The sequence below is a fragment of the Candidatus Mycobacterium methanotrophicum genome, from assembly GCF_023515995.1.
GTDB lineage: Bacteria > Actinomycetota > Actinomycetes > Mycobacteriales > Mycobacteriaceae > Mycobacterium > Mycobacterium methanotrophicum.
The window spans coordinates 3856951-3879749 of sequence record NZ_CP097320.1 but is presented as its reverse complement, the minus strand read 5'-3'; the positions used below and the strand labels follow the sequence as shown (position 1 = coordinate 3879749).

The following is a 22799-nucleotide window of genomic DNA, read 5'->3' as shown; positions in this document are numbered from 1 at the left end:
TTGCGAGATTTCGACGACTTTTTCGCAGTGGCGTTACGCTCGCCGCGTCACCTCTGGAACTAGGCGCTGGCTCGCACTTGCTTCGTCGCAGCGACCAGATTGGTCAGCGACGCCGAGACCTCATCGGGATTACGGGTTTTCAGCCCACAGTCGGGGTTGACCCACAGTCGTTCGGCCGGTACGGCTTTCAGCGCCGCCCGTAGCGAGTTGGCGATCTCGTCGGTGCTTGGCACCCGCGGCGAGTGGATGTCGTAGACACCGGGCCCCACGCTGTTGGCGAAGCCGACCGAGTTCAGATCGTCGAGCACCTCCATGTGCGAGCGGGCCGCCTCGATGGACGTGACGTCGGCATCCAGGTCGGCGATCGCACCGATCACCTCGCCGAACTCCGAGTAGCACAGGTGAGTGTGGATCTGCGTCGAATCGGCAACGCCGGAGGTCGCCAACCGGAAAGAACCGACCGCCCAGTCCAGGTAAGCCTGCTTGGCCGCATTCCGCAGCGGCAGCAGTTCCCGCAGCGCGGGCTCGTCGACCTGGATCACCGCGATGCCGGCCGACTGCAGGTCCACGGTCTCGTCGCGAATGGCGAGCGCCACCTGGTTGGCGGTGTCGGCCAGCGGCTGGTCGTCACGGACGAACGACCAGGCCAGAATCGTCACCGGGCCGGTGAGCATGCCCTTGACCGGCTTGTCGGTCAGCGACTGCGCGTAGGTGATCCAGTCGACCGTCATCGGGTGGCGCCGCGCGACATCGCCGTAGAGAATCGGCGGGCGAACGCAGCGGCTGCCGTAGGACTGCACCCAGCCGTTCTGGGTGGCGAAGAAACCGTCCAGCTGCTCGGCGAAGTACTGCACCATGTCGTTGCGTTCTGGTTCGCCGTGCACCAGCACGTCGAGGCCGAGGTCCTCCTGCAGCTTGATGACGTCCGCGATCTCCTGCTTCATCCGGCGTTCATACTCACTACTGTCAATCTCACCGGACCGAAAAGCCGCGCGGGCCTTGCGAATCGCCGAGGTCTGCGGGTAAGACCCGATCGTGGTGGTCGGTAGCGGCGGCAGGTGCAGCCGCGCGTTCTGCGCCTCGCGGCGCTTGGCGGCCGGCCCGCGTTCGGTGCCCGACGTGGTGATCGAGTCGATGCGGGCCCGGACCTGGTTGTTGTACAGCCGCGGATCTGACCGGCGGGACGTCACCGCGGCGTTGGAGGCCTCGATCTCCTCGGCCACCGCGTCGCGGCCGTCGCGCAGCGCGCGTGCCAATGTGGCCACCTCGTGCACCTTTTCGGCGCCGAAGGCCAGCCAGCTGCGCAGCGCGTCGTCCAGATCGGTTTCCGGCTCCAGCGAGTACGGCACGTGCAGCGTCGAGCACGACGTCGACACGGCCACTGACCCCGCCGAGCCTAACAGGCTGGCCAGCCGGCCCAGCGCCGCCTCCAGGTCGGTGCGCCAGACGTTGCGCCCGTTGACAATTCCTGCCACCAGTGTCTTGCCAGCCAGCTCCGGGACCGCAGATATTTGGGCCACCGCGGCGTCGGCGCCGCGGACCAAGTCCACGCCGATCGCCTCGACGGGTGTGCGAGCCAGCGCGGGCAGTGCGCTGCCGGGGTCACCGAAGTACGTGGCCACGTAAATCGCGGGCCGCTTCTGCACTGATCCCAGCGTGTTGTACACCTTCTCCGCCAGCGCCGCTGCGTCGGCGTAGATGTCGGTCACCAGGACCGGTTCGTCCAGCTGCACCCACTCGGCGCCGTTGTCGGCCAAGAGCGTTAGCAGGTCGGAGTATTGGGGGACCAGCTCGCCGAGCCGCTCGACCGGTGCGCCGGCACCGCCGACCGCCTTGCTCAGCAACAGGAAGGTGAGCGGGCCGATGATCACCGGACGCGCCGGAACCCCTTGTGTCAGAGCCTCGTTGAGTTCAGCCAGCACTTTCTCCGGGTGCAGCGAGAACGTGGTGTCCGGCCCGAGCTCCGGGACGATGTAGTGGTAGTTGGTGTCGAACCATTTGGTCATTTCCAGCGGCGCGATGTCCTCGGTGCCGCGGGCGGCCGCGAAGTAGCGGTCCAAGTCGTCGGAGACGCTGTGCACCCGGGCCGGCAGCGTTCCCAGCAGCACGGCCGTGTCAAGCATCTGGTCGTAGTAGGAGAAAGTGTTGACCGGCACCGAGTCCAAGCCGCCGGCGACCAGCTGCGCCCAGGTGTCGCGGCGCAGCCCGGCGGCGACAGTCTCCAGCTCTGATCGGCTGGTGCGGCCCGCCCAATAGCCCTCGGTGGCTCGCTTGAGTTCTCTTCGCGGGCCGATGCGCGGAGAGCCGGTCACGGTGGCGGTAAACGGTGTTGCGGTCACGATGTCGTCCATTCACTCGACGGGCAAAAGGCTGGTCACCGCCAGCGGACGCAAAGGAGGCCCAGATGCGATGTGCCGTCAGCACATTTATGCACCCAGGACAGCCATCCGCCCATTCCACGAGGCGATGAGCCGCCAGGCGCGGCGCGCCCGGCACAGCCGGCAGGTCTTCGGACTCGCAGGCACGCACCCGGTGATACTCCTACTGGCCGTCGCTTCCCGATCTCGGATCTTTCCAAGGCCAGTGCTTGTGACGGCGGTCGTTCCTGCATACCGCTGCGGGACAGTCCCGGACTCTCACCGGGTTCCCTCTTACGAAGCACTACTAACATGCCCCGCTCGATGCTGACACGAGTGCCAGCAAACCAGCTGCGCAAATGAGATTACCTGATCCATGGCGGCGACCCGCTGCGCCCGGCTTCGCCGCGCTTGCGATCGCCGCTGGCGGCCAGCGCCGCTGCGATGGGCAGATCACCGTTGTTGAATTCGATGGTCCGGCCGATCGTCGCGTCGTCGTTCAACACCGTGGCCACCACCAGTGCGACGTCTTACCGGGAGACCTCTCCGGCGGCGCCAACGGCGATCCGCCCGGTTGCCGGTCCCTGGGTTACGGAAGACCGACGTTCACCCCGCAAGGTCAAGATGCGAGCCAGGTGTACAGCGACCTTGCCGTGGCCGCCGATCACGACGACGCGCGTCATGCTTTCCGACGCTACCCGGCAGCTGAGCACCCCCGCGGCGAGCCGTCCAACGGGTTGGTCAACAATCGAACAACAACCTCATGTCTTAATGAGTTAGGTCATGGCTGAAGCCGTAATCGTCGAGGCGGTGCGTTCACCGGTCGGCAAGCGCAACGGTGGGCTGTCCGGCGTACACCCCGCCGACCTTTCTGCGCAGGTCCTCAACGGACTCGTCGAGAAGGCCGGCATCGACCCCGAGATCGTCGACGACGTGATTTGGGGATGATGCGTCATGCAGGCCGGCGAGCAGGCGCTCGACATCGCGCGCACCGCCTTGCTGACCGCCAGCTGGCCGGAGACCGTGCCCGGTGTCACCGTCAACCGTCAGTGTGGGTCCAGCCAGCAGTCGATTCACTTCGCTGCCGCCGGCGTGATCGGTGGCCACTACGACGTCGTCGTCGCAGGCGGTGTGGAGTCGATGTCGCGGACACCGATGGGATCCTCGCTGGCAAACGGCGGCAGGCCGTTCTCGCAGACATTCCTGGACCGCTATCACGGGGCTATCCCCAACCAGGGCATCGGTGCGGAGATGATCGCCGAGCAGTGGGGACTCGACCGGACGATGCTCGACGAGTTCTCCCTCGGCTCCCACGAAAAGGCTGCGGCTGCGCAAGATTCCGGTGCCTTCGATGATGAGATCGTCGCGATCAAAGACCAGGACGGCAATACCGTGCTCAAGGACGAGGGCATCCGCCGCGGTACCACGATCGAGAAGATGGGCGAGCTGAAGCCCGTTTTCAAGGAGGACGGCGTGATTCACGCCGGCAACTCCAGCCAGATCTGCGACGGCTCGGCGGCGCTGCTGTTCATGTCCATGGAGATGGCGAAGTTGTTGGGCCGCAAGCCGATCGCCAAGGTGCATACTGCGGTACTGGCCGGGGCTAACCCGGTGATCATGCTGACCGCGCCGATCCCGGCCACCCAGAAGGCGCTGCAGCGCTCCGGCCTGAAGCTCGAGGACATCGGGGTTTTCGAGGTCAACGAGGCGTTCGCGCCGGTGCCGCTGGCGTGGCTGAAGGACATCGGAGCCGACGAGAAGAAGCTGAACCCCAACGGCGGCGCGATCGCGCTCGGCCATCCGCTCGGTGGATCTGGGGCCCGGATCATGACCACGATGCTCTCTCACATGCGGGACAAGGGAATTCGTTACGGCTTGCAGACGATGTGCGAGGGCGGCGGTCAGGCCAACGCCACCATTGTGGAGCTGCTGTGACGGTAGCGCTCAGGGAACGGCGCGGCAATGTCCTGGTGATCACGATCAACCGGCCCGAGGCCCGCAACGCGGCCAACGGCGCAGTGAGCACGGCCGTCGGCGACGCGCTCGAACAAGCAACCAGGTTGTCCCGGACGGCACGGTGTTGGAAGCCGCACTCGCACTGGCCGAGCGGATCACGGTGAATGCGCCGTTGTCGGTGCAGGCCTGCAAGCGGATCGCCTACGGCGCCGTCCCCGACGAGGAACCCGGCTGGGCCCGCACCCAACGCGAATTCGGCGTGGTGCTCAAGTCCGAGGACGCCAAAGAAGGCCCGCTGGCGTTCGCCGAAAAACGCTCGCCGGTCTGGAAGGCGCGTTAGTCCGACAACCTAGCGCGCCAGCGTGTTCACCGCTCGGCCGAAGACGCCGGGGAGCAGGCTGGCTGCCGGCACCACCGCGCGTCGGCCTGCCCGCGGCGCGGTGGCCAGCACGAGCGCGCGGGTCAGCAGGCGATAGTCGCGGGTAATCCGGTGCCACGCCGCTTCGTAGGACGACGGCGTGCCGTCGACGATCGCTGCCACGGCGGCGCCGGCTTGTTTGACGGCGAGGCTGATGCCCTCGCCGGTCAGCGCATCCTCGTATCCCGCTGCGTCGCCGACTAACAACACCCGTCCGGCGACCCGGCGCGAAACTACTTGGCGCAGCGGACCGCAGCCGCTCGGCCGCGCCGGCGCAGCGCCGCGCAACCGGGCGGCCAGCCGCGGGAACCAGGAAAGGTCGGGCCGGTGCCGCGACAGAATCGCCACGCCGACCAGCTCCGGCTCCACCGGCGTCACGTACGCCTCTCCCCGGGGCGACCAGTGCACTTCGACGAGCTCCGACCATGCAGGTACAGCAAAGTGCCAGCGCACGCCGTAGCGCCGCGGATTTCCGGCCACCGCGTTGATTCCGACGGCCCGGCGCGCCGTCGAGTGCAGCCCGTCGGCCGCTACCAACCATTTCGCCCGCACTCCGGCCGCCCTAACGCCGTCCGCGTCTTGGTCGATCCGGGTGACCCGCGTCGAAATCCACTCGGCGTCTTGTTCTTTCGCGCGGGCCGCCAACGCGGCATGCAATGTGGTTCGCCGCACCCCCCGGCCCGGGCAACCGCGAAAGCGCGCTTCGGCGCGACGGTGCTCGCTCAGGTAAGCGATGCCCCGAAACGGCAGGCCGGGTGGGTCGATTCCGAGCGCAATCAGCTCCGCGAGGCCGCCGGGCATCAGCCCCTCACCGCAGGCCTTGTCGATCGGGGTTGCCCGCGGCTCGGCGACGATCACCGAAAGCCCTTGCCGCCGGGCGTGCAATGCGGTGGCAAGGCCGCCGGGGCCACCCCCGACGATCAACAGGTCGGCGTCGTAGGAACTCATGTGTAGCCAAGTGCCGCGTTTTCCACCCTGATTCGCACCGTGAGCAGCAACGCGTTAACCAGCGTGAAGCACGCCGCCGTCAGCCATGCCGTGTGCACCAGCGGCAGCGCCACACCTTCGGCGACGACGGCGACATAGTTCGGATGATGCAGCCACCGGTACGGGCCCCGCCGCACCAACGGCGCCTGCGGCATCACGATCACCAGCGTGTTCCACCGGTGGCCAAGTGTTGCCACGCACCACCAGCGCAGTGCCTGACCGAGTGCCACCAGCGCCAGCATCGGCCAGCCGAGCCAGGCAATGAACGGTCGGTGCAATGCCCAGACCTCACCGACGCAGCCGAGCAGTAGCGCGGCGTGGACCGTCACCATCACCGGATAGTGGCCATGGCCGAATTCCTTGCCGCCGTGCGCGAAAGACCATCGCGCGTTGCGCCTGGAGATGATCAGCTCCACCAGCCGCTCGATGCCGATCGCCAGGATCAGCAGGTAGTACACGAGCTACCAGCCGAGCAGCACGAGTTCCGAACAGAATCCCGGCCCCATCGCCATCATCAGCCCGAACGAGCCCGGCGGCGGCGGGTCGGCCATGTTGGCGCGGAGTACATCCAGCACCGACACTGACGAAAGGTTGCCGTTATCGCGCAACGAGTTTCGGGTGTGATCTAGGGCATCGGCGGGAAGGTCAAGGGCGTGCTCGACGGCGTCGATCACCTTGGGACCACCCGGATGGCAGACCCATGTCGAGATGTCTGCGGGAGTCAGGCCGTGGTCGTTCAAGAAGTTGCGGACGTCTTCGCCCAGGTACTCCTCGGCGACGGTCGCGACCTCTGTGGACAACTTGATCTGAAAGCCGTTACTGCCGATATTCCAGCCCATGACCTCTTCGGTGTCGGGGTAGAGCCGGCTGCGGGTCGCGAGCACCCTGGGCCCCGTCGGTGTGCGGGCAGATCCCTTTGCGACCACGGCGGCCGCGGCGTCGCCAAACAGGCTGGCCGCTACCAGGTTCGCGATCGAGTAGTCGTCGCGCTGCAGCGTCAACGAGCACAGTTCGACGGCGAACAGTACCGATATCTGATCGGGGAACGCGAGCAAGTAGTCGTACATGCGTGCCACTCCGGCGGCCCCGGCGACACAGCCGAGCCCGAACAACGGGACGCGCTTGACGTCGGGTCGCAGTCCCACGCGGGTCGCCAGCCGGGCCTCCAATGTCGGCACTGCCAGCCCGGTGACCGTCGTCGAGAAGACGATGTCGACCTCGGAAGGCTTGACCTTGGCGGCGTCGAATGCTGAGAGCAGCGCCCGCTCGCCAAGCTCCATGGCGGTCTTGATGAATATGTCGTTAGCTTCCGTGAAGCCGCTCAATGTGGCGTATTGCGGCAACGGCAATGCGATGCGGCGCTTCTGCACGCTGGCGCTGGCGGCGAACCGGTCAAATTGCGGGCCGCCGAAGCCGGTCAGGCCCGACAGGGCCTCCTGCTGGCCGACCTGGTGGGGCGGAAATTCGACCGCCGCCGACGCGATGGACGCAAACGGTGTCATATGGCTTACTCCCTGGGCACCGGGCCGACGGGCGCGTTTTCTAATGTATCCATCTGGTGGGTCGCCGTTGGGCAGCTCGGTTGGTGAATCCAATTCATTGGACTAAACCACAGTCGCTTGGATTTCACATTAGCACCTCCCGCTAAGTTGAGCCGGGCGGTCCCGTCGATACGGTGGAAAACTTTGTTTATGCCTGCGCCGTCGCCGGCGCAACCAGCGAATTGTCCGCCAGTGTGAGCGGGGATCGCTAGGTTGGAGGGTGTGCGGATTCTGGTGACCGGCGCGACCGGTTACGTGGGATCGCGGCTGGTTACGGCTTTACTCAAGGCTGGCCATCAGGTGGTGACCACCACCCGCGACCCGGCTCGGCTGGCCCGAATGGGCTGGTTTGATGACGTCACCCCGGTCGTCCTGGACGCCTCAGACTCCGACTCGGTCCGGGCGGCGTTCGCCGCCGCCGGCCCGCTCGACGTCGTCTACTACTTGGTCCACACGATCGGTCAACCCGGCTTCCGCGATGCCGACTGGGCCGCCGCCGGCAACCTCGCGGTTGCGGCGAAGGACGCCGGTGTGCGCCGCATCGTCTACCTGGGCGGGTTCGTCCCTGACCAACCCGACGACGGGGCGCTGTCCGAACATCTCGTCAGCCGGGCCGAGGTGGCCTAGACGCTGACGGTCGACGGCGGCCCAGAAGTGGTGTGGCTCGGCGCGGCATTGATCGTCGGTGCTGGCTCGACGTCGTTCGAGATGTTGCGCTACGTCGGTGACCGGTTCCCGGTCATCCCGATTCCAGCCTGGATGGATAACCCGATCGACCCGATTTCCATCCGGGACGTGCTGCATTACTTGCTTGCGGCCACCGATAGCGGACAAGTTCCGGCGGGCGCATACGACATCGCCGGCCCGGACCAGACGTCGTATCATGCACTGCTAAAAACCTATGCGCGGGTTTCCGGCAAGCGGCACACGAGTCTGCCGGCGCCGGGGGTGGGCACCACTATGGCGTCACGGGTCACGGCGGTTGCGCTGCCGGTGCCCAGCGGGCTGGCCGCCGATCTCGTGGAATCGCTGGATCATCCGATGCAGGCCTCCGGCGCCGGCTTGCGCGATCTGGTTCCCGACCCGCCCGGCGGGCTGATGCCCGTCGAGGAGGCGATCACCCGGGCGTTGTCGAGTCGCCGGCCGCTGCCGGTCAACGCGCTGGCTGATCCACACCATCTTGCCGATAGCGACCCGGGGTGGGCCGGCGGCGACGTGCTGCGGCTGCGGCGGCTCGCAGGAATGGTGACGCCGTCGGTCGCGCGGCCAGGTCTCGCGTTGATGGATGCCGTCCCCGGCCCCATTGCCGGTGCGCTTCGAACCGGCCTCGACATGCTGATCGCACTGACACCGAAGGTGCGTGTCGCATGACCCGCGCCGGCGACGATGCAACGGGGGCATCCCCGGCCGCGCAGCGGCGAGGGGCGAAGCGATGAGGAGGAGCGGCGCCAATGACTGAAGTCGAAAGTCCACATCCCAGCGCTGTCGAAGAAATTCGCCGCGCAATGCTCAATGTCGCTGTGCCGCACAACGAACCGCCTTCCATCGTGCGGCGCCGCCGGATTGTTGTGGTGATCGTGCTGCTACTCGGCGCGGCGGTGTTGGGGCTTGCGATGCGCCGGCATCCCGGCGAGCCGAGCTTCTACTGGTTGTCGCTGGCACTGGCCGCCGTATGGGCGCTCGGGGCATTCGCGTCCGGCCCGTTGCATCTGGGCGGCGTCTGCTGGCGTGGGCGCAACCAGCGTCCGGTGATCAGCGGCGCCGTCGTGGGTCTGGTGGTCGGCGGCGTCTTCGTGGTCGGCGGGCTGATCGCCAGGGAGATGCCCGCGGTCTCCGAGTTGATCACCCGCGTGTTGCACTACACCGACCAGGGATCCTGGCGGCTCACCATGACTGTCGCGCTGCTCGGGGGGGTCGCCGAGGAGTTGTTCTACCGCGGCGCGCTCTACACCGCGTTGGGCCGGCACTATCCGGTACTCGTCTCGACCGTCGTGTACGTGGCCGCCACGTTGGCCAGCGGCAACCTGATGCTCGGATTTGCCGCTATTTTCCTGGGCACGGTGTGCGCATGGGAGCGCCGCGCCACCGGCGGCGTGCTGGCGCCGATCGTGACCCACTTCGTGTGGAGCCTGGTCGTGCTGCTCGCGCTGCCCCCGCTGTTCGGTCTGTGAGCTCGCCGCAATCAGAGGTCGGTGAAGTTCGGCGTCCGACGCTCTTGGAAAGCCCTTGCGCCCTCGCGGAAGTCGGGCGATCCCAGCAGGACCTGCTGACCCTCCGGTTCGCGCTGTAGTGCGGCCTCCAACTCCGGCAGTGTCGCCGCGTTGATGGCCTCCCTGGTCTTGGCCAACGCCACCGCGGGCCCGGACAGCAATCCGGACACCACCTTGTCCACTTCGGCCGCGAAGTCGTCGGCCGGCTGCTACGACCGGTTGCGGCAGCGCCACGATGGCTCGAATCGCGCGGTTGAGGGCCAGGATGAGCTCGGCCCCCTCGTCGGCGCTCATGCCCGCCCCGCAGCTGAAGCCGCGGCCGGTGCCAGCCAGGCGGACCACTTTCACCGCGGATCGCTCGCTGCCTGCTCCATCGCATCGGCGATCCCGGTCAGCACCGGCAGCGTCAGCGAATTCAGGCTCTCGGGACGGTCGATCGTCACCGAAAGCACCCCGTCGGCCAGTGTGACCGCAAGCCCGGTGACGGGCGCGAGGGCGTCGATTCCAGAATCGATGGCGGTCATGGATTCGACCCTAAGCCACTGGGATGCAGCGCCGGTCGGCCCGGCTGAGAAGATGCCAACGGAACCAGTGTCGACCCGCTGCGCCCGGCTGTGCCGCGCTTGCGGTCGCCACGCGGAACCAGTGTCGACCCGCTGCGCCCGGCTGTGCCGCGCTTGCGGTCGCCACGCGGAACCAGTGTCGACCCGCTGCGCCCGGCTGTGCCGCGCTTGCGGTCGCCACGCGGAGATTTTGCTCTACTCGAACAAGGAGGTCGCTAGATGGCCGGACCGCTGACTGGGCTGCGGGTGATCGAGCTGGCCGGAATCGGGCCCGGGCCGCACGCCGCGATGATCCTCGGCGACCTCGGCGCCGACATCGTGCGCATCGACCGGCCAGGAGCAAGTGGTGCGGACCCCATGCTGCGCAACCGGCGCTCCGTCATCGCCGACCTCAAATCCGAGCAGGGCCGCGAGCTGGTCCTCAAGCTCGTCGCCAAGGCCGACGTGCTGATCGAGGGTTTCCGGCCGGGCGTCACCGAGCGGCTGGGCCTGGGCCCGGAAGACTGCGCCACGGTGAACGACCGGCTGGTGTACGCCCGGATGACCGGCTGGGGTCAAACCGGACCGCGTAATCAGCGGGCCGGCCACGACATCAACTACATCTCGCTCAACGGTGTGCTGCACTCGATCGGCCGGGCAAATGAGCGGCCGGTGCCGCCGCTGAACCTGGTCGGCGACTTCGGCGGCGGGTCGATGTTCCTGCTGGTCGGGATTCTGGCAGCGCTGTGGGAGCGACAGAACTCCGGCAAGGGCCAGGTCATCGACGCCGCGATGATCGATGGCTCCTCTGTGTTGGCGCAGATGATGTGGGCGATGCGCGCCACGGGCATGTGGACCGACGAGCGGGGCACCAACCTGCTCGACGGTGGCGCGCCCTACTACGACACCTACGAATGCTCGGATGGCCACTACGTCGCCGTCGGCGCCATCGAGCCGCAGTTCTATGCGGCGATGCTGGCCGGACTCGGCCTCGACGCCGCCGAACTGCCGGCGCAAAACGACCGCACCCGCTGGCCGCAGCTGCGGGCCCGGTTCACCGAGGTGTTCGCCAGCCGCGACCGCGACCATTGGGCGAAGGTGTTCGCCGGTTCGGACGCGTGCGTAACTCCTGTGTTGGCCTTCGGTGAGGTGGAGACCGAACCGCATATCACCCAGCGCAATACCTTCTACCGGACCGGCGGGGGACTGCAGCCGTTGCCGGCGCCGCGGTTCTCGCGCACGGCTCCCGGCGAGCCGCGCCCGCCCGGCCAGCCCGGAGCCGACATCGAAGCCGTCCTCAGCGAGTGGGTATAGTCTCGACCAACCAGTGAGTTAGCTCGGGTAGGAGTGGCCCGACCGTCGCCTACTCGGCGTCTACAGGGGGCGTGGTTGGCATGACGCTGCCTACCGCGCGATCTTGCCAGCAAGGGCATCCGCGCGATGACCATCGCCCCGGGCCTGTTCGACACTCCGTTGCTGGCGGGCCTGCCGGAGCCGGCCAGGGAGTCGCTCGGCCAGCAGGTGCCGCACCCCAGCCGGCTGGGTAAGCCCGACGAGTACGGCGCGATTCGGATGGCCCCCAGAGCGGGCAGCGGTAAGCGGCAAAGAAGATCCCCGCCGCCTGACGACGATGCAGCCGCGGTGCGGCTGTTGAGGAGTCGGGCAAAAAAAGATCCCCGCCAGGGGCGGGGGCCGGAACAGTGAGGCTAGGGCACAGGTGCGTTTGGGGCCCGGCAGTACCTCGTCTCGGTAGCGCCCGCACCGACCGGCGCTACGACAGATCAGCTCGCAGTGGGCAGCGGGCGCCAGTCTTCGAGTTGCTCGGAGGTTTCGCCCTCTACCAGCATGTCGCCGTGATAGAGAGCCTCGAAATCAGCTTTGATCACGTCGGCACTCGAGTCGTCGATCCACATGGTCATGAGCGTATAAGTCGCCTTTAAGGAATCCTTGAGTCACGATTCGGAAAATGGTGGCAATTATTACCGCCGGGTAGGGTTGTCCTGGACGGCACGTCCGGCCGACCGGATATTGGTCACGTATCGAATTAGCAGCCGATGGGCTCCGCGAAATGTCCCCGTTGGTCGGCGTGACGATGAACCATCACGGATACCGGTAGGTGTCTATCGGGCAGGGCGTCGAGGTTGCACCTGACATTGCATGGCTAAGTTAGCGCGGTAGCCACCGCTGGAAGGACACGCATGCTGCAGGGAGTGGCTCGCCTCGCCATAGCCGCGCCGCGCCGCATACTCCTCGTCGCAGGCCTTTTCATGGTGGCGGCCGCAATCTTCGGGCTGCCCGTCGCGAAAAGCCTTTCCGCCGGCGGCTTCCAGGGCCCGGAGTCGGAGTCCTCGCGGGCCATCCACCTGTTGACCGACAAGTTCGGGCAGAGCGACCAACAGCTGGTGATCTTGGTGACCGCGCCGGCCGGCGCCCAAAGTGACCACGCCCGTCACGTCGCCACCGACACCGTCGATCAGCTGAAGCGGTCGGCCGGGGTATTCAACGTGTCTTCGGCGTGGACGCGACCGGCCGCAAATCCGCCGCATCTGGCCGCCGATCTGGTGAGCAGAGACGGCAAATCCGGATTGATCGTGGCCAACCTCAAAGGCGGCGAGAACTACGCCCAGAACTACGCCAAGGCGATCGCGAAGCAAGTGGTGTACGACCGTGACGGCGTCACCGTCCGTGCCGGCGGCGTGGCGATCGTTTACGCCCAGATCAATCACCAAAACGAGCGTGACCTGTTGCTGATGGAATCCATCGCGATCCCGCTGAGCTTCCTGGTGCTGGTGTGGGTCTTCGGCGGGCTGCTGACCGCGGCCTTGCCCGTCGCCCTGGGCGGGCTGGCGATCGTCGGCTCAACGTCGGTGCTGCGGCTGATCAGCTTCAGTACCGACGTCTCGACCTATGCACTGAACCTCAGCACTGCGCTGGGCCTGGCCCTCGCCATCGATTACACCCTGCTGATCGTCAGCCGCTATCGCGACGAGTTGGCAGACGGCACCGGTCGAGACGAGGCGCTGATCCGGACGATGGCCACCGCCGGGCGCACGGTGCTGTTCTCGGCGACCACCGTTGCGTTGTCGATGGCCGTGATGGTGCTGTTCCCGATGTACTTCTTGAAGTCCTTCGCTTACGCCGGCGTCGCCACCGTGGCTCTCGTGGCGGTGGCGACGATCGTGGTGACACCGGCGGCGATCGTGCTGCTCGGGCCGCGGCTGGACGCGCTGGACGTGCGCCGGCTCGGACGGCGGATACTCGGTCGCCCCGACCCCGTGCACAACCCGGTGGAGCAGTTGTTCTGGTATCGCTCGACGAAGTTCGTGACACGCCGGGCAGTGCCGGTCGGTCTGGCCGTCGTTGCGCTGCTGCTGCTGCTCGGCGTTCCGTTTCTCGGCGTGAAGTGGGGTATGCCCGACGATCGGGTGCTGCCGCAATCGGCCTCGGCGCATGCGGTCGGTGACCAGCTGCGCCGCGACTTCCCGGACGACTCGGCGACGGCGGTGCCCGTCGTCATCCCCGACATCGGCGGGGTGGGCACTGCCGACCTGGACCGCTACGCCGCCGACCTGTCCCGGGCGCCCGACGTCTCGGTGGTGTCCGCCCCGACTGGAACGTTCGCGGCCGGCAACCGAGTCGGGCCGCCGTCCGCGCCCACCGGGATGGGCAGTGGCAGCGCATTTTTGACCGTCGCCACCACAGCCCCGCTGTTCTCGCAAGCCTCGGATAACCAGCTGGACCGGTTGCACCAGGTCGCCGGACCGGCCGGCCGGTCGGTAGAGATGGCCGGCCTGGCCCAAATCAACCGCGACAGCGCGCATGCGATCACCACCGGGCTACCGCTGGTGTTGGGACTCATCGCCGCGATCACGTTCGCGCTGCTGTTCCTGCTTACCGGCAGCGTGGTGCTGCCGGTAAAAGCGTTGGTGTGCAACGTGTTGTCGCTGACGGCGGCGTTCGGCGCGCTGGTGTGGATCTTTCAGGACGGCCACCTCGGCGCGTTCGGGACAACCGACACCGGGACGTTAGTCGCCAACATGCCGGTGCTGTTGTTCTGCGTCGCGTTCGGCCTGTCGATGGATTACGAGGTGTTCCTGGTTTCCCGGATGCGGGAATACTGGTTGGCTTCCGTCGCGGCCCGCCCGTCGACGGCGGACAACACGACAAAACGCGCCGACAACGACGAAAGTGTGGCGCACGGGCTGGCCCGCACCGGCCGGGTCGTTACTGCCGCTGCGCTGGTGATGTCGATCTCGTTCGCAGCGTTGATTCCCGCCCAGGTGTCGTTTATGCGGATGTTCGGCGTCGGGCTGACACTGGCCGTGCTGGCCGACGCGACGTTGGTGCGAATGTTTCTGGTTCCGGCATTCATGCACGTATTGGGCCAGTGGAGCTGGTGGGCACCGAAACGACTGGGCTGGCTGCACGAACGGTTCGGGATCAGTGAGACGGTCGCCGGCGCCACCCTGCCGGCAACTGCTGACCGTCCGCCCGGCCGGCGTCGCCGCGAAGACGTTGGCTCGGCAGTGTCCATTGGCGGGCGGGCCCGGGGTACCGCCGCGACGGGCGCCGACAGTGGCTAGCCCAGCTCACCCGGCAGCGGATAATTCCCGCCGTCGTCGTGCACCGCGTGGATCCGGCGAGCTGCTCCGCGACCAAATCCTGGACGCCGCTACTGAACTCCTGCTTGAAACCGGGGCACGCCAAGGAGGTGTCGGTTCGCTCGGTGGCGCACCGCGTCGGTGTGACCCCGCCGTCGATCTATCTGCATTTCGAAGGCAAAGGCACCCTGCTCGACGCCGTGTGCGCCCGCTACTTCGAGAAGCTGGATGAGGAAATGCAGCGGGTGGCCACCGGACAACCGTGCACTATCGACGTGCTATGAGCGCAGGGCTGGCATATGTCCGGTTCGTCACCGAGGCTCCGGAGCTCGACCGGATCGCGACGATGGGTGAGTGGCGGTCGGGCAGCGATATCGACGCTGCGCTGGCCGGCTCGGCGTTCGAGCACATGCGTGCCACCGTGCGCAAGCTGATGGACGAGGGCAGCTGCCCGCCCGGCGATGCCACGACTGTCGCCCTGCAGCTGTGGAGTGCGGCGCACGGGGTGGCATCGCTGCTGATCGCCAAGCCCCACCTGCCGTACGGTGATGCAGGCGAGTTCGCCAACCGGGTGCTCGGTGCGGTGTTCTGCGGGCATATCGTCGGGCATATCGTGGAGAGGCTTCTCGGCGCCGACGCCGCCCCGCAGCAGACGGTGGAATGGTTGATGGCGGTAGGCTCTTTACAGAAACGGACAGAAGGCTTGCAAGCATGACGGCTTCCTACCAGCGGCCCCCGGTAACGGTCGACAACCCGTTCTTCGCTCGAATCTGGCCCACCGTTGCCGCCCACGAGACCGACCAGATCCGCGCGCTGCGTCGGGAAAATTTGGCCGACCTGTCAGGCCGGGTGCTGGAAGTGGGCGCGGGTATCGGCACCAACTTCCCGCTGTACCCGGACGCCGTCACGCAGGTTGTGGCGGTCGAGCCCGAGCGTCGACTGGCTGTACGGGCGCGCGACGCGGCCGCCGACGCGCGGGTGCCGGTCGTGGTGAGTGACACGGCGGTGGAAGATTTCTCGGCCGCCGAGCCATTTGACGCGGTGGTGTGCTCGCTGGTCCTGTGCTCGGTGAGCGATCCCGATTCAGTTCTGCGCCAAGTGTTTTCGTGGTTACGTCCGGGCGGCGAGCTGCGCTATCTGGAGCATGTGGCCAGCAGCGGGATCCGCGGCCGGTTCCAGCGACTGGCCGATGCGACGGTCTGGCCGAAGCTGGCGGGTAACTGCCACACACACCGCCACACCGGGGAGTCGATCCGCGCCGCGGGGTTCGAAGTGGACCACGCCCGGATCGAGCAGGCGTTGCCGGTGTGGGTGCCGCTACCGGTATCGGAGTTCGTGCTGGGCCAGGCGAAGCGTCCGGCTTAACTCTTGCGCCGAGACTGCGGATTCGATCTGTGCGCAGGCTCGCCGCCGCTAGCGCAGGCTCGGGTGTCGAGAGTCCAGCGCAGCGCGAACGCGACGGACGATGTCGGCCGGCTGGTCATCGGCGATCACCCGGATGGCTATCCAGCCGAGCCGTTCCAGCTCCTCCCTACGCCGAATGTCCTTTTTGTACTGCCAGCGGTCGAGGTCACACGTACTCCGGCGACCAAGCAGGACTCGCCGCACTCGTCCGGTGCAACGACACCAGTGCCGTCGAACCTGCGTCCAGCGCGCGATCTGTGGCGAATGCGCGATCTGTGAGCAGCGTCGATAACGCCAGCGCAGGCTCAGTTCAGCAGCGCGGGCAGCCGCTGCAACAGCGTCGGGAGTGCCTTGCTGGCCGTCTCGCGGACGGTGAGCGTGGCGCTGTTCGACAGCGGCGTCGGCTCGGGGTTCACCTCAATGACGACCGTGTCGCGTGCCAGCGCCAGCTCGGGCAGGCTCGCCGCCGGGTACACGATGGCCGAGGTGCCCACCACGACCAGCACGTCGGCGCCGATTGTCGCTTCCACCGCGTGCTGCCACGGCTGCTCGGGCAGCGGCTCACCGAACCACACGATGTCGGGCCGTATCAGACCGCCGCAGCTGCATGTCGGCGGCTCAACGTCTATGGCCGGCTCCGGCATCTCGGGTAGTTCGCCGGTGTAGCGCAAACTGCAAGTCGCGCAACGGAAGTCGAACAAGCTGCCGTGCAGGTGATGCACCGGCGAGCTGCCGGCGCGCTCGTGCAGGTCGTCGACGTTCTGGGTGACGACGGTGACCTCGGCGTGGTCCTGCCAGGCCGCGACGGCGCGGTGCCCGGCGTTGGGCTCGACATCGGCCACCAGGTAGTGCCGCCACAAATACCATCCCCAAACCCGCTCGGGGTTGGCAAGCCAACCTTGCGTGCTGGACAACTCGTAGGGGTCGAACCGCGCCCACAGCCCGTTCTTGTCGTCGCGGAATGTCGGCACGCCGCTCTCCGCCGAGATGCCGGCGCCGGACAAGACGGTTATGCGCACCCCGCCGACATTAGCCGGACTGCGCGATACTGAGCAGGTGGAGCTGGGGGAGTGGCTACAGGTTGACGGACGAGCGGGTCGCCCGCTGTTCGACCAGCTCCGAAACCAGATCGTCGAAGCGATCCGCGATGGCACGGTGCCGCCCGGCGCCCGGCTGCCGACCGTCCGCGAACTGGCCGGTCAGCTCGGCCTGGCGGTCAACACCGTTGCCCGCGCCTACCGCGAGCTGGAATCTGCCGGCGTCGTCGAAACGCGCGGACGCTTCGGCACATTCGTCGCCCGCGCCGACCCGTCGGATTCCGCGATGGCCGCCGCCGCGCGCAGCTACCTCGACGTCGCGCGGGGACTCGGGCTCGGCAAGGCTGAGGCGCTGCGCTACCTGGAGGCCACCTCCAACGACTGAGATCCGCGCAGAAGTTTGGCCAGTGTGCGCATGTTGCGGGTAGTGGTCGATGATTTGTATCGCGCCTAGCCCATGGTTTTGCCGATAGTGCTGTCCAGCGTGTGGTTCTTGGCCACCTGCCAATAGATCACGCCCGCGGAATCGGGTCCGCGGCTGATCTTCTCGTCGGCCCCGGCGTGGTCGGCCAGCGCCGCGAGTTGGTCGAGCACGCCGGTATCGCTGACGAACGTGACGTAGGCCTGGTAACAGTCGCGCTCGGCCTCGAACGGGTAGCCGTCGACGATGGCCCGGACCGTCTCAAGGGGGTAGACCAGCACCCACGCGTCATATCCGAAGCGCTGCCGCAGCCCGCTCTCGGCCTTGACGCGCACCGCATCCGCGCCGGCGCCGGACTCCAGCAGGACATTACCGCTCGCCAAAATCGTGCGGACCGCTGCGAACCCCGCTTCGGTCAACGCGTCGGCCACATCGGCCATCTTGAGGTTGACGCCGCCGACGTTGACGCCGCGCAGAAACACCGCGTAACGGGCCATCAGCGTGATGGTAGCGGGCCTGCGATGATGAGTAGGCTTTCGACATGGGACGTCAAGTGTTCGACGACAAGCTGCTGGCGGTGATCGCCGATAATTTCCTCGGCGTGCTGGCCACCGTCAAGCGTGATGGGCGTCCACAGCTGTCCAACGTGCAGTACTACTTCGAGCCCCGCAACGTCGCGGTTCAAGTGTCGATCACCGAGCCGCGCGCCAAGACGCGCAATCTGCGCCGCGACCCGCGGGCTTCGCTGCTGGTCAGCGCCGACGACGGCTGGTCCTACGCCGTTGCCGAGGGCACGGCGCAGCTGACATCACCGGCGCTTGCCCGCGACGACGACACCGTCGAAGCGCTAATCACGTTGTACCGCAACATCGCCGGAGAGCACCCGGACTGGGACGAATACCGCGAGGCCATGGTCACGGACCGTCGTGTCTTGCTGACGATGCCGATCGCGCACGTATACGGCATGCCGCCGGGTGTGCGGTGATCTAGGCTTGCGGGTATGGCTGCATCCAAAGCGGGGCCGGAGTCCGAGTCGGAGGACGGCGCCAAACGCAAATTCCGAGAAGCCTTAGACCGCAAGAACGCGAAATCGGCGAGCGGGTCCGGCCACAAGGACGGTGGTGCCAAGCAGCCGCGTGCGCACGGGCCGCTGGAGAGCCGTCGAGAGTTCCGGCGTAAGAGCGGCTAGTTGGGTAGCTCGGCCGTGACTTCGGTGTCGGCAATCGCGAAATCGCGGCGGGAACGACGAATTCAACTGCCATGAGCACTTCCTGGAACCAGTGCCGCCGGCCATTGGGGGCCAGCGAAATCAACCGCCCGACCGCACTCAACAGCATCAGACTCGCCAGTAGACGCACATCGGTGGCCCGGATCGGGGATTTGCACGCGGCTCGTAGCAACGCCAGGCTAGAGCCGGCGACAAAGGCCGAGTAGAATCGCTCCCGCGAATCGACCGTCGCGTTGGCGTCCGTCGCACCGGGAACCGAAGCCGTCCCCAGCGCGAAGTGGTAAACGCCGATGGCGATACGAGAGGCCTTGTGGTTGGCTAGTCGAGTGGTGAAGCTGTGGCTAGCGCAGGAGCCGAAAGCCGACGCGCTTCTCGCGGAGAACCCGTTCGCGTTGCTGGTCGGGATGGTCCTGGATCAGCAGATCCCACTTGAGGTCGCGTTCGCCGGCCCGAAGAAGATCGCCGACCGGATGGGCGGCTTCGACGTAGCGCAGATTGCCGACTACGACCCGGACAAGTTCGCCGCTCTCTGCTCGGAAAGGCCTGCAGTACATCGTTTTCCAGGCTCAATGGCCAAGCGCATCCAGGCCTTGGCGCAGATCGTCGTGGACAAGTACGATGGGGATGCCGCCGCGTTGTGGACCGCAGGCGACCCCGACGGGGCTGAGTTGCTACGGCGACTCTGGGCGCTACCGGGATTCGGCGAGCAGAAGGCGCGGATCTTCCTGGCGCTGCTTGGCAAGCAGTACTCGGTGACCCCGAAGGGTTGGCGCAGCGCTGCCGGCGACTACGGCAAGGCCGGCACGCATATGTCGGTCGCCGACATCGCCGACGCCCGCTCGCTCGGGCAAGTGCGGTCATACAAGAAGCAGACCAAGGCAGCTCAAAAGGGAAAGGCGGCAACGTGAAGACACTCCTGAACTGTCTGTGTGGCGAGGCCATTGTCGGCAAAGACGAAGACGACTTGGTCGAGCTTGCTCAGGCGCACCTTGCCAGTGTTCATCCCGGCCTGGAGTACGACCGCGACACAATCCTGTTCATGGCTTACTGACGCCAACCCGGGTTACGGCACCACCGTCGAGCCGATGGTGGGCAGGAACTGGCACTGCTTGTCCTTGGTGGTGACCTGCCCGAAGATCGTCGACATGACGCTGCCCGAACCGGTGTCGGCGATGGCGGTCAACGTGGTCGGCCCCGCCGGGTTGATGTCCGGTTGCGGCTTGAGCGTTACGCTGCCCGACTTGCCAGTGGTCAGGTTCACCCAGGTCACGTTCAACGGCAGCTTCTGCACGTCGGCAGGTCCAGGTGTGCCGATCGCGGTGAACACGTAGGCGGTCTGACCCGCTCTGGGGCCCGGCGTCGGGATCGTCGCGGGCCCGGCCACTGACAGCGCGGTCGCCAGCACGTTGCCGCCGTCGGCCGAGCAGCCGTTGCTGATCGACGGATACATGAAATCCTGCGTGGGCGGTGCGTCCGGGCTGAAACCCGGAGCTGCGGCGGCCGGCGCAGGTGCCGGCGCTGCGGGCGGTGCAGCCGACGCGGCTACCGGCACGGCATTCGCGCCGGCCGGGGCAGGTGCCGCCTCCGGCCCGGGGCCTGCAGCGTGCACCGGATCGATACCCGTGGGCAGGTGCGCCTGAGCGCCCGGCTCCACTCCTGGCGGGACGATGTGCGCGGTGGGTGCCTGGACGAACTGATTCACCGATGCGGCAACGTTTTTCGATTGGTCGGGCGCAGTCGGATTGTGGGTGAACGCCGACGCCGCGGCCATCAGCAACTGCGTTGCCTGCTCGGGGTTGCCGGCGGCCTGCTGAATGATCGGGCTCAACTCGGTCAGCGCCGGAAGTCCCGGCAGCTGTTGGGCGGGGATCGGCGGGGGCGGGGCCGGGTCGGCAGCCGCGCCGGGGCTAAGGGTCACCGCGGTGCTGCATGCGATGGCCGCGGCGGCGAAGCCGCTGATGAGATTCCCGTTGATTACCACGGTGGTCCTCCTGGTCGTTGTTGGTGGGATGGCCGGCTAGCGCTGCGATGCGCTAGCCGGCCAACGCGGGTCACGGCAAGCCGGAAACCGGGAAGAGCAACGGGTTGGTCGGTGCGGCGACGGGAAGAGACGCCACGCCAGGCGTGCCGACGCCAGGAGAAGCCGGGACGCCGCCGGTCACCAGCGAGGTCAGGTCACCCGGCAGCGAAATCTGCTGCGGCAGCGGGATTCCAAGGAACGGTATTTGCGGCAGGTTGAGTTGCGCCTGAGGCAGCAATCCCGCAGGTCCGGCCGCCGGCGCCGCTGCCGGAGCGGTCGGCGTCAAACCGGGAATCCCGAGCCCGGGCGTAGCGGTCGTTGCCGCGGGCGCCGCGCCGGGGAGGCCCGGAACCAGCGAGCTTGCGCCCGGCACGGCGGAAGCGGCCCCCGGAAGACCTGCCGTCGACGGCTGCGGAACTCTGATGCTGGCCAACGGCGGTGGCGTGGCTGGCTGTCCGCTCAGGGCCGCCCCAAGGTTTTGCAGCACCTGGGGTGCGCCGGCCGCAGAAGTGATCAGCTGCTGCCCGATATCGGGTGCCGGTATCGGCGCCGCCGCCGGGTCGGCGTGGGCTGTGCCCATCAGACCGCCCATGAGCAGCGCGGCCGACGAGCCCGCCACAACCGCGGTGGCGCGGAACAACGTCCAAATGTTTGACATGACTCTCCTGAGGTTCTCGACGACTGGGGTGCTGCTGCGCTGATAGTTCGCCGGTTACTGACGTGGCTCAAGTGACACGTGTGGCGGTTATTCGATCGTTACGGATACGAGTGACTGCGGTGACCGGGCGGGCGAATCTGCGGCGACGGCAGGTTTGTCGCGGCCCGTTAGAGTCGTGCGGGTAGACACCACCTCGGCCGCCCCGGCGGCAGCTACCACCCGTCGGCGGGCGAGCACGCGCAGCGCTGTCGGGCCGGTGCTGTTGGTGATGAGCGTCGCCGCGCGGTTGGCCTGGACGTATCTGGCTCCCAACGGAGCCAATTTCGTCGACTTGCACGTCTACATCGGCGGTGCGGCCGCCATCGATCACGCGGGCAGCCTGTACCAGTACGTCTACGCGGACCAGACGCCGGATTTCCCGCTGCCGTTCACCTATCCGCCTTTTGCGGCGATGATCTTCTACCCGCTGCACCTTCTGCCGTTCGCCCTGGTCGCGTTCTGTTGGCAGGTCGGGGCGATGGTCGCGCTCTATGGCGTGGTCCGGATCAGCCAGCGGCTGCTCGGGGTGGCGACCGGCGCGGGCCACGGTCTGGCGATGCTGTGGACCGCGATCGCTATCTGGCTCGAGCCGCTGCGCAGTACGTTCGACTACGGCCAAATCAACGTGGTGTTGGTGCTGGCCACCCTGTATGCGGTTTACACCACCCGGTGGTGGTTCTCGGGCCTATTGGTTGGCTCGGCAGCCGGTGTAAAGCTGACGCCGGCGATCACCGGCCTCTATTTCCTCGGTGCACGCCGATGGGCTGCGGCGGTGTTTTCCGCGATCGTTTTCTTTGCCACCGTTGTGATCTCGGCGCTGGTCATTGGTGACGAGACCCGCCAATACTTCACCAAGCTGATTTTCAGCACCGACCGGATCGGACCGATCTGCACGACGTTCAATCAGTCGTGGCGCGGCGGCATCTGCCGGATCTTCGGCCACGACGCCGGTTACAGCCCGCTGGTGCTGACCGGGATTGCGATCACCGCGATACTCGCCGTCCTGGCTTGGCGCGCACTGGGCAACGACCGGCTCGGCATGCTGCTGGTGGTCGAGTTGTTCGGGCTGCTGCTCTCGCCGATTTCCTGGACGCACCACTGGGTGTGGCTGGTGCCGTTGATGATCTGGCTGCTGCACGGGCCGCTGTCGGAGCGTGTCGGTGCGCGCATTCTTGGCTGGACGTGGTTGGCGCTGACCATCATCGGTGTGCCGTGGCTGCTCAGCTTTGCCCAACCGACGATCTGGCAGAACGGCAGGGCGTGGTATCTGGCCTGGGCCGGGCTGGTCTACATCGTGGCGACCTTGGCGACTCTGGCCTGGATTGCCGCGAGTGGACCGCGAGCGGCTAAGTGGTGACCTGTAATTGGTTGTTGGTCTTG

General features: G+C 66.9%; 19 protein-coding genes, 8 pseudogenes and 1 riboswitch. Of the genes and pseudogenes, 15 read left to right on the top strand and 12 right to left on the bottom strand.

Features of this window, described 5'->3' with window-relative positions; genetic code table 11:
* Window positions 1–59 precede the first annotated feature (59 nt).
* Window positions 60–2351, bottom strand: coding sequence for a 5-methyltetrahydropteroyltriglutamate--homocysteine S-methyltransferase (metE, locus tag M5I08_RS20240; RefSeq protein WP_219068078.1), 2292 nt, complete (start codon window positions 2349–2351; stop codon window positions 60–62).
* Window positions 2352–2483: 132 nt separating this feature from the next.
* Window positions 2484–2724: riboswitch (cobalamin riboswitch) on the bottom strand.
* Window positions 2723–2875: a hypothetical protein gene (locus tag M5I08_RS27065; RefSeq protein ID WP_370328515.1), complete on the bottom strand. Its 153-nt coding sequence runs from the start codon at window positions 2873–2875 to the stop codon at window positions 2723–2725. It overlaps the preceding riboswitch by 2 nt.
* 265 nt (window positions 2876–3140) lie before the next feature.
* On the opposite strand from M5I08_RS27065, the pseudogene M5I08_RS20230 reads away from it, so the two are divergent.
* Both M5I08_RS20230 and M5I08_RS27060 read left to right on the top strand, forming a co-directional pair.
* Window positions 3141–4292, top strand: a pseudogene (locus tag M5I08_RS20230) (thiolase family protein).
* A gap of 118 nt (window positions 4293–4410) precedes the next feature.
* Window positions 4411–4653 (top strand): annotated as a pseudogene (locus M5I08_RS27060) (enoyl-CoA hydratase-related protein); the annotation flags it as partial.
* Between the two features lie 9 nt (window positions 4654–4662).
* Here the strand turns inward: M5I08_RS27060 and M5I08_RS20220 are convergent.
* From M5I08_RS20220 to M5I08_RS20210, 3 genes are read right to left on the bottom strand one after another with little or no spacing between them, the layout of a single operon-like run.
* Entirely contained in the window at window positions 4663–5679 is a 1017-nt protein-coding gene (locus tag M5I08_RS20220; protein WP_219068079.1) for an NAD(P)/FAD-dependent oxidoreductase, read from the bottom strand.
* On the bottom strand, window positions 5676–6176 hold the full coding sequence (locus M5I08_RS20215) for an isoprenylcysteine carboxyl methyltransferase family protein (RefSeq protein WP_219068080.1): 501 nt from the start codon (window positions 6174–6176) through the stop codon (window positions 5676–5678). The genes M5I08_RS20220 and M5I08_RS20215 overlap by 4 nt, the downstream gene beginning before the upstream one ends.
* A 3-nt stretch (window positions 6177–6179) precedes the next feature.
* On the bottom strand, window positions 6180–7220 hold the full coding sequence (locus M5I08_RS20210) for a type III polyketide synthase (RefSeq protein ID WP_219068081.1): 1041 nt from the start codon (window positions 7218–7220) through the stop codon (window positions 6180–6182).
* 261 nt (window positions 7221–7481) lie between these two features.
* Between M5I08_RS20210 and M5I08_RS20205 the strand changes: the two are divergent.
* A pseudogene (locus M5I08_RS20205) lies at window positions 7482–8630 on the top strand (NAD(P)H-binding protein).
* A gap of 80 nt (window positions 8631–8710) precedes the next feature.
* Window positions 8711–9430 carry a CPBP family intramembrane glutamic endopeptidase gene (locus tag M5I08_RS20200; RefSeq protein WP_219068082.1) on the top strand — a complete coding sequence of 240 codons (720 nt, stop codon included), beginning with the start codon at window positions 8711–8713 and terminating at the stop codon, window positions 9428–9430.
* An 11-nt stretch (window positions 9431–9441) separates the two neighbouring features.
* Here the strand turns inward: M5I08_RS20200 and M5I08_RS20195 are convergent.
* Window positions 9442–9993 (bottom strand): annotated as a pseudogene (locus M5I08_RS20195) (enoyl-CoA hydratase-related protein).
* A gap of 258 nt (window positions 9994–10251) precedes the next feature.
* On the opposite strand from M5I08_RS20195, the gene M5I08_RS20185 reads away from it, so the two are divergent.
* Window positions 10252–11325, top strand: a complete 1074-nt coding sequence (locus M5I08_RS20185; protein WP_219068083.1) for a CaiB/BaiF CoA transferase family protein — start codon at window positions 10252–10254, stop codon at window positions 11323–11325.
* Between the two features lie 47 nt (window positions 11326–11372).
* Window positions 11373–11580: pseudogene (locus tag M5I08_RS20180) on the top strand (SDR family NAD(P)-dependent oxidoreductase); the annotation flags it as partial.
* A 212-nt stretch (window positions 11581–11792) separates the two neighbouring features.
* Here M5I08_RS20180 and M5I08_RS26255 read toward each other — a convergent pair.
* Entirely contained in the window at window positions 11793–11924 is a 132-nt protein-coding gene (locus M5I08_RS26255) for a hypothetical protein (protein WP_255564712.1), read from the bottom strand.
* A 285-nt stretch (window positions 11925–12209) separates the two neighbouring features.
* Here M5I08_RS26255 and M5I08_RS20175 point away from each other — a divergent pair, with 285 nt between their 5' ends.
* The 3 genes and pseudogenes from M5I08_RS20175 to M5I08_RS20165 all read left to right on the top strand — a co-directional run bounded on the left by M5I08_RS20175 (window position 12210) and on the right by M5I08_RS20165 (window position 15977).
* Window positions 12210–14594 carry an MMPL family transporter gene (locus M5I08_RS20175; RefSeq protein ID WP_219068084.1) on the top strand — a complete coding sequence of 795 codons (2385 nt, stop codon included), beginning with the start codon at window positions 12210–12212 and terminating at the stop codon, window positions 14592–14594.
* Window positions 14587–15327 (top strand): annotated as a pseudogene (locus tag M5I08_RS20170) (TetR/AcrR family transcriptional regulator). Before M5I08_RS20175 ends, M5I08_RS20170 begins: the two are co-directional and overlap by 8 nt.
* Entirely contained in the window at window positions 15324–15977 is a 654-nt protein-coding gene (locus tag M5I08_RS20165; RefSeq protein ID WP_219068085.1) for a class I SAM-dependent methyltransferase, read from the top strand. Before M5I08_RS20170 ends, M5I08_RS20165 begins: the two are co-directional and overlap by 4 nt.
* A 344-nt stretch (window positions 15978–16321) precedes the next feature.
* Here M5I08_RS20165 and M5I08_RS20160 read toward each other — a convergent pair whose 3' ends face one another.
* Window positions 16322–17035: an NAD-dependent deacylase gene (locus M5I08_RS20160; RefSeq protein WP_219068086.1), complete on the bottom strand. Its 714-nt coding sequence runs from the start codon at window positions 17033–17035 to the stop codon at window positions 16322–16324.
* 37 nt (window positions 17036–17072) lie between these two features.
* Between M5I08_RS20160 and M5I08_RS20155 the strand changes: the two genes are divergently transcribed.
* Window positions 17073–17438, top strand: a complete 366-nt coding sequence (locus M5I08_RS20155; RefSeq protein ID WP_249763412.1) for an Rv1152 family transcriptional regulator — start codon at window positions 17073–17075, stop codon at window positions 17436–17438.
* Here M5I08_RS20155 and M5I08_RS20150 read toward each other — a convergent pair.
* Window positions 17411–17971: pseudogene (locus M5I08_RS20150) on the bottom strand (DUF1697 domain-containing protein). The gene M5I08_RS20155 and the pseudogene M5I08_RS20150 overlap by 28 nt on opposite strands.
* Before the next feature lie 44 nt (window positions 17972–18015).
* On the opposite strand from M5I08_RS20150, the gene M5I08_RS20145 reads away from it, so the two are divergent.
* Window positions 18016–18459: a PPOX class F420-dependent oxidoreductase gene (locus M5I08_RS20145; protein ID WP_219068088.1), complete on the top strand. Its 444-nt coding sequence runs from the start codon at window positions 18016–18018 to the stop codon at window positions 18457–18459.
* Between the two features lie 15 nt (window positions 18460–18474).
* Window positions 18475–18663 (top strand): DUF5302 domain-containing protein, encoded by a 189-nt coding sequence (locus M5I08_RS20140; RefSeq protein ID WP_219068089.1) that lies wholly within the window; start codon window positions 18475–18477, stop codon window positions 18661–18663.
* 103 nt (window positions 18664–18766) lie between these two features.
* Here the strand turns inward: M5I08_RS20140 and M5I08_RS20135 are convergent.
* Window positions 18767–18973 (bottom strand): annotated as a pseudogene (locus tag M5I08_RS20135) (DUF4345 family protein); the annotation flags it as partial.
* 55 nt (window positions 18974–19028) lie between these two features.
* Here M5I08_RS20135 and M5I08_RS20130 point away from each other — a divergent pair.
* Window positions 19029–19610, top strand: a complete 582-nt coding sequence (locus M5I08_RS20130; RefSeq protein ID WP_219068115.1) for an HhH-GPD-type base excision DNA repair protein — start codon at window positions 19029–19031, stop codon at window positions 19608–19610.
* Window positions 19607–19753 carry a DUF1059 domain-containing protein gene (locus M5I08_RS20125; RefSeq protein WP_219068090.1) on the top strand — a complete coding sequence of 49 codons (147 nt, stop codon included), beginning with the start codon at window positions 19607–19609 and terminating at the stop codon, window positions 19751–19753. The genes M5I08_RS20130 and M5I08_RS20125 overlap by 4 nt, the downstream gene beginning before the upstream one ends.
* Window positions 19754–19765: 12 nt before the next feature.
* Here the strand turns inward: M5I08_RS20125 and M5I08_RS20120 are convergent, their stop codons facing one another.
* Together M5I08_RS20120 and M5I08_RS20115 are read right to left on the bottom strand one after the other, a co-directional pair.
* Window positions 19766–20683, bottom strand: coding sequence for an Rv1157c family protein (locus M5I08_RS20120; protein ID WP_219068091.1), 918 nt, complete (start codon window positions 20681–20683; stop codon window positions 19766–19768).
* A 70-nt stretch (window positions 20684–20753) separates the two neighbouring features.
* A complete protein-coding gene (locus M5I08_RS20115) occupies window positions 20754–21380 on the bottom strand; it encodes a hypothetical protein (protein WP_219068092.1) in 627 nt (208 codons plus the stop codon).
* A gap of 154 nt (window positions 21381–21534) precedes the next feature.
* Here M5I08_RS20115 and M5I08_RS20110 point away from each other — a divergent pair, with 154 nt between their 5' ends.
* A complete protein-coding gene (locus M5I08_RS20110) occupies window positions 21535–22776 on the top strand; it encodes a mannosyltransferase (protein ID WP_219068093.1) in 1242 nt (413 codons plus the stop codon).
* Window positions 22777–22799 lie beyond the last annotated feature (23 nt).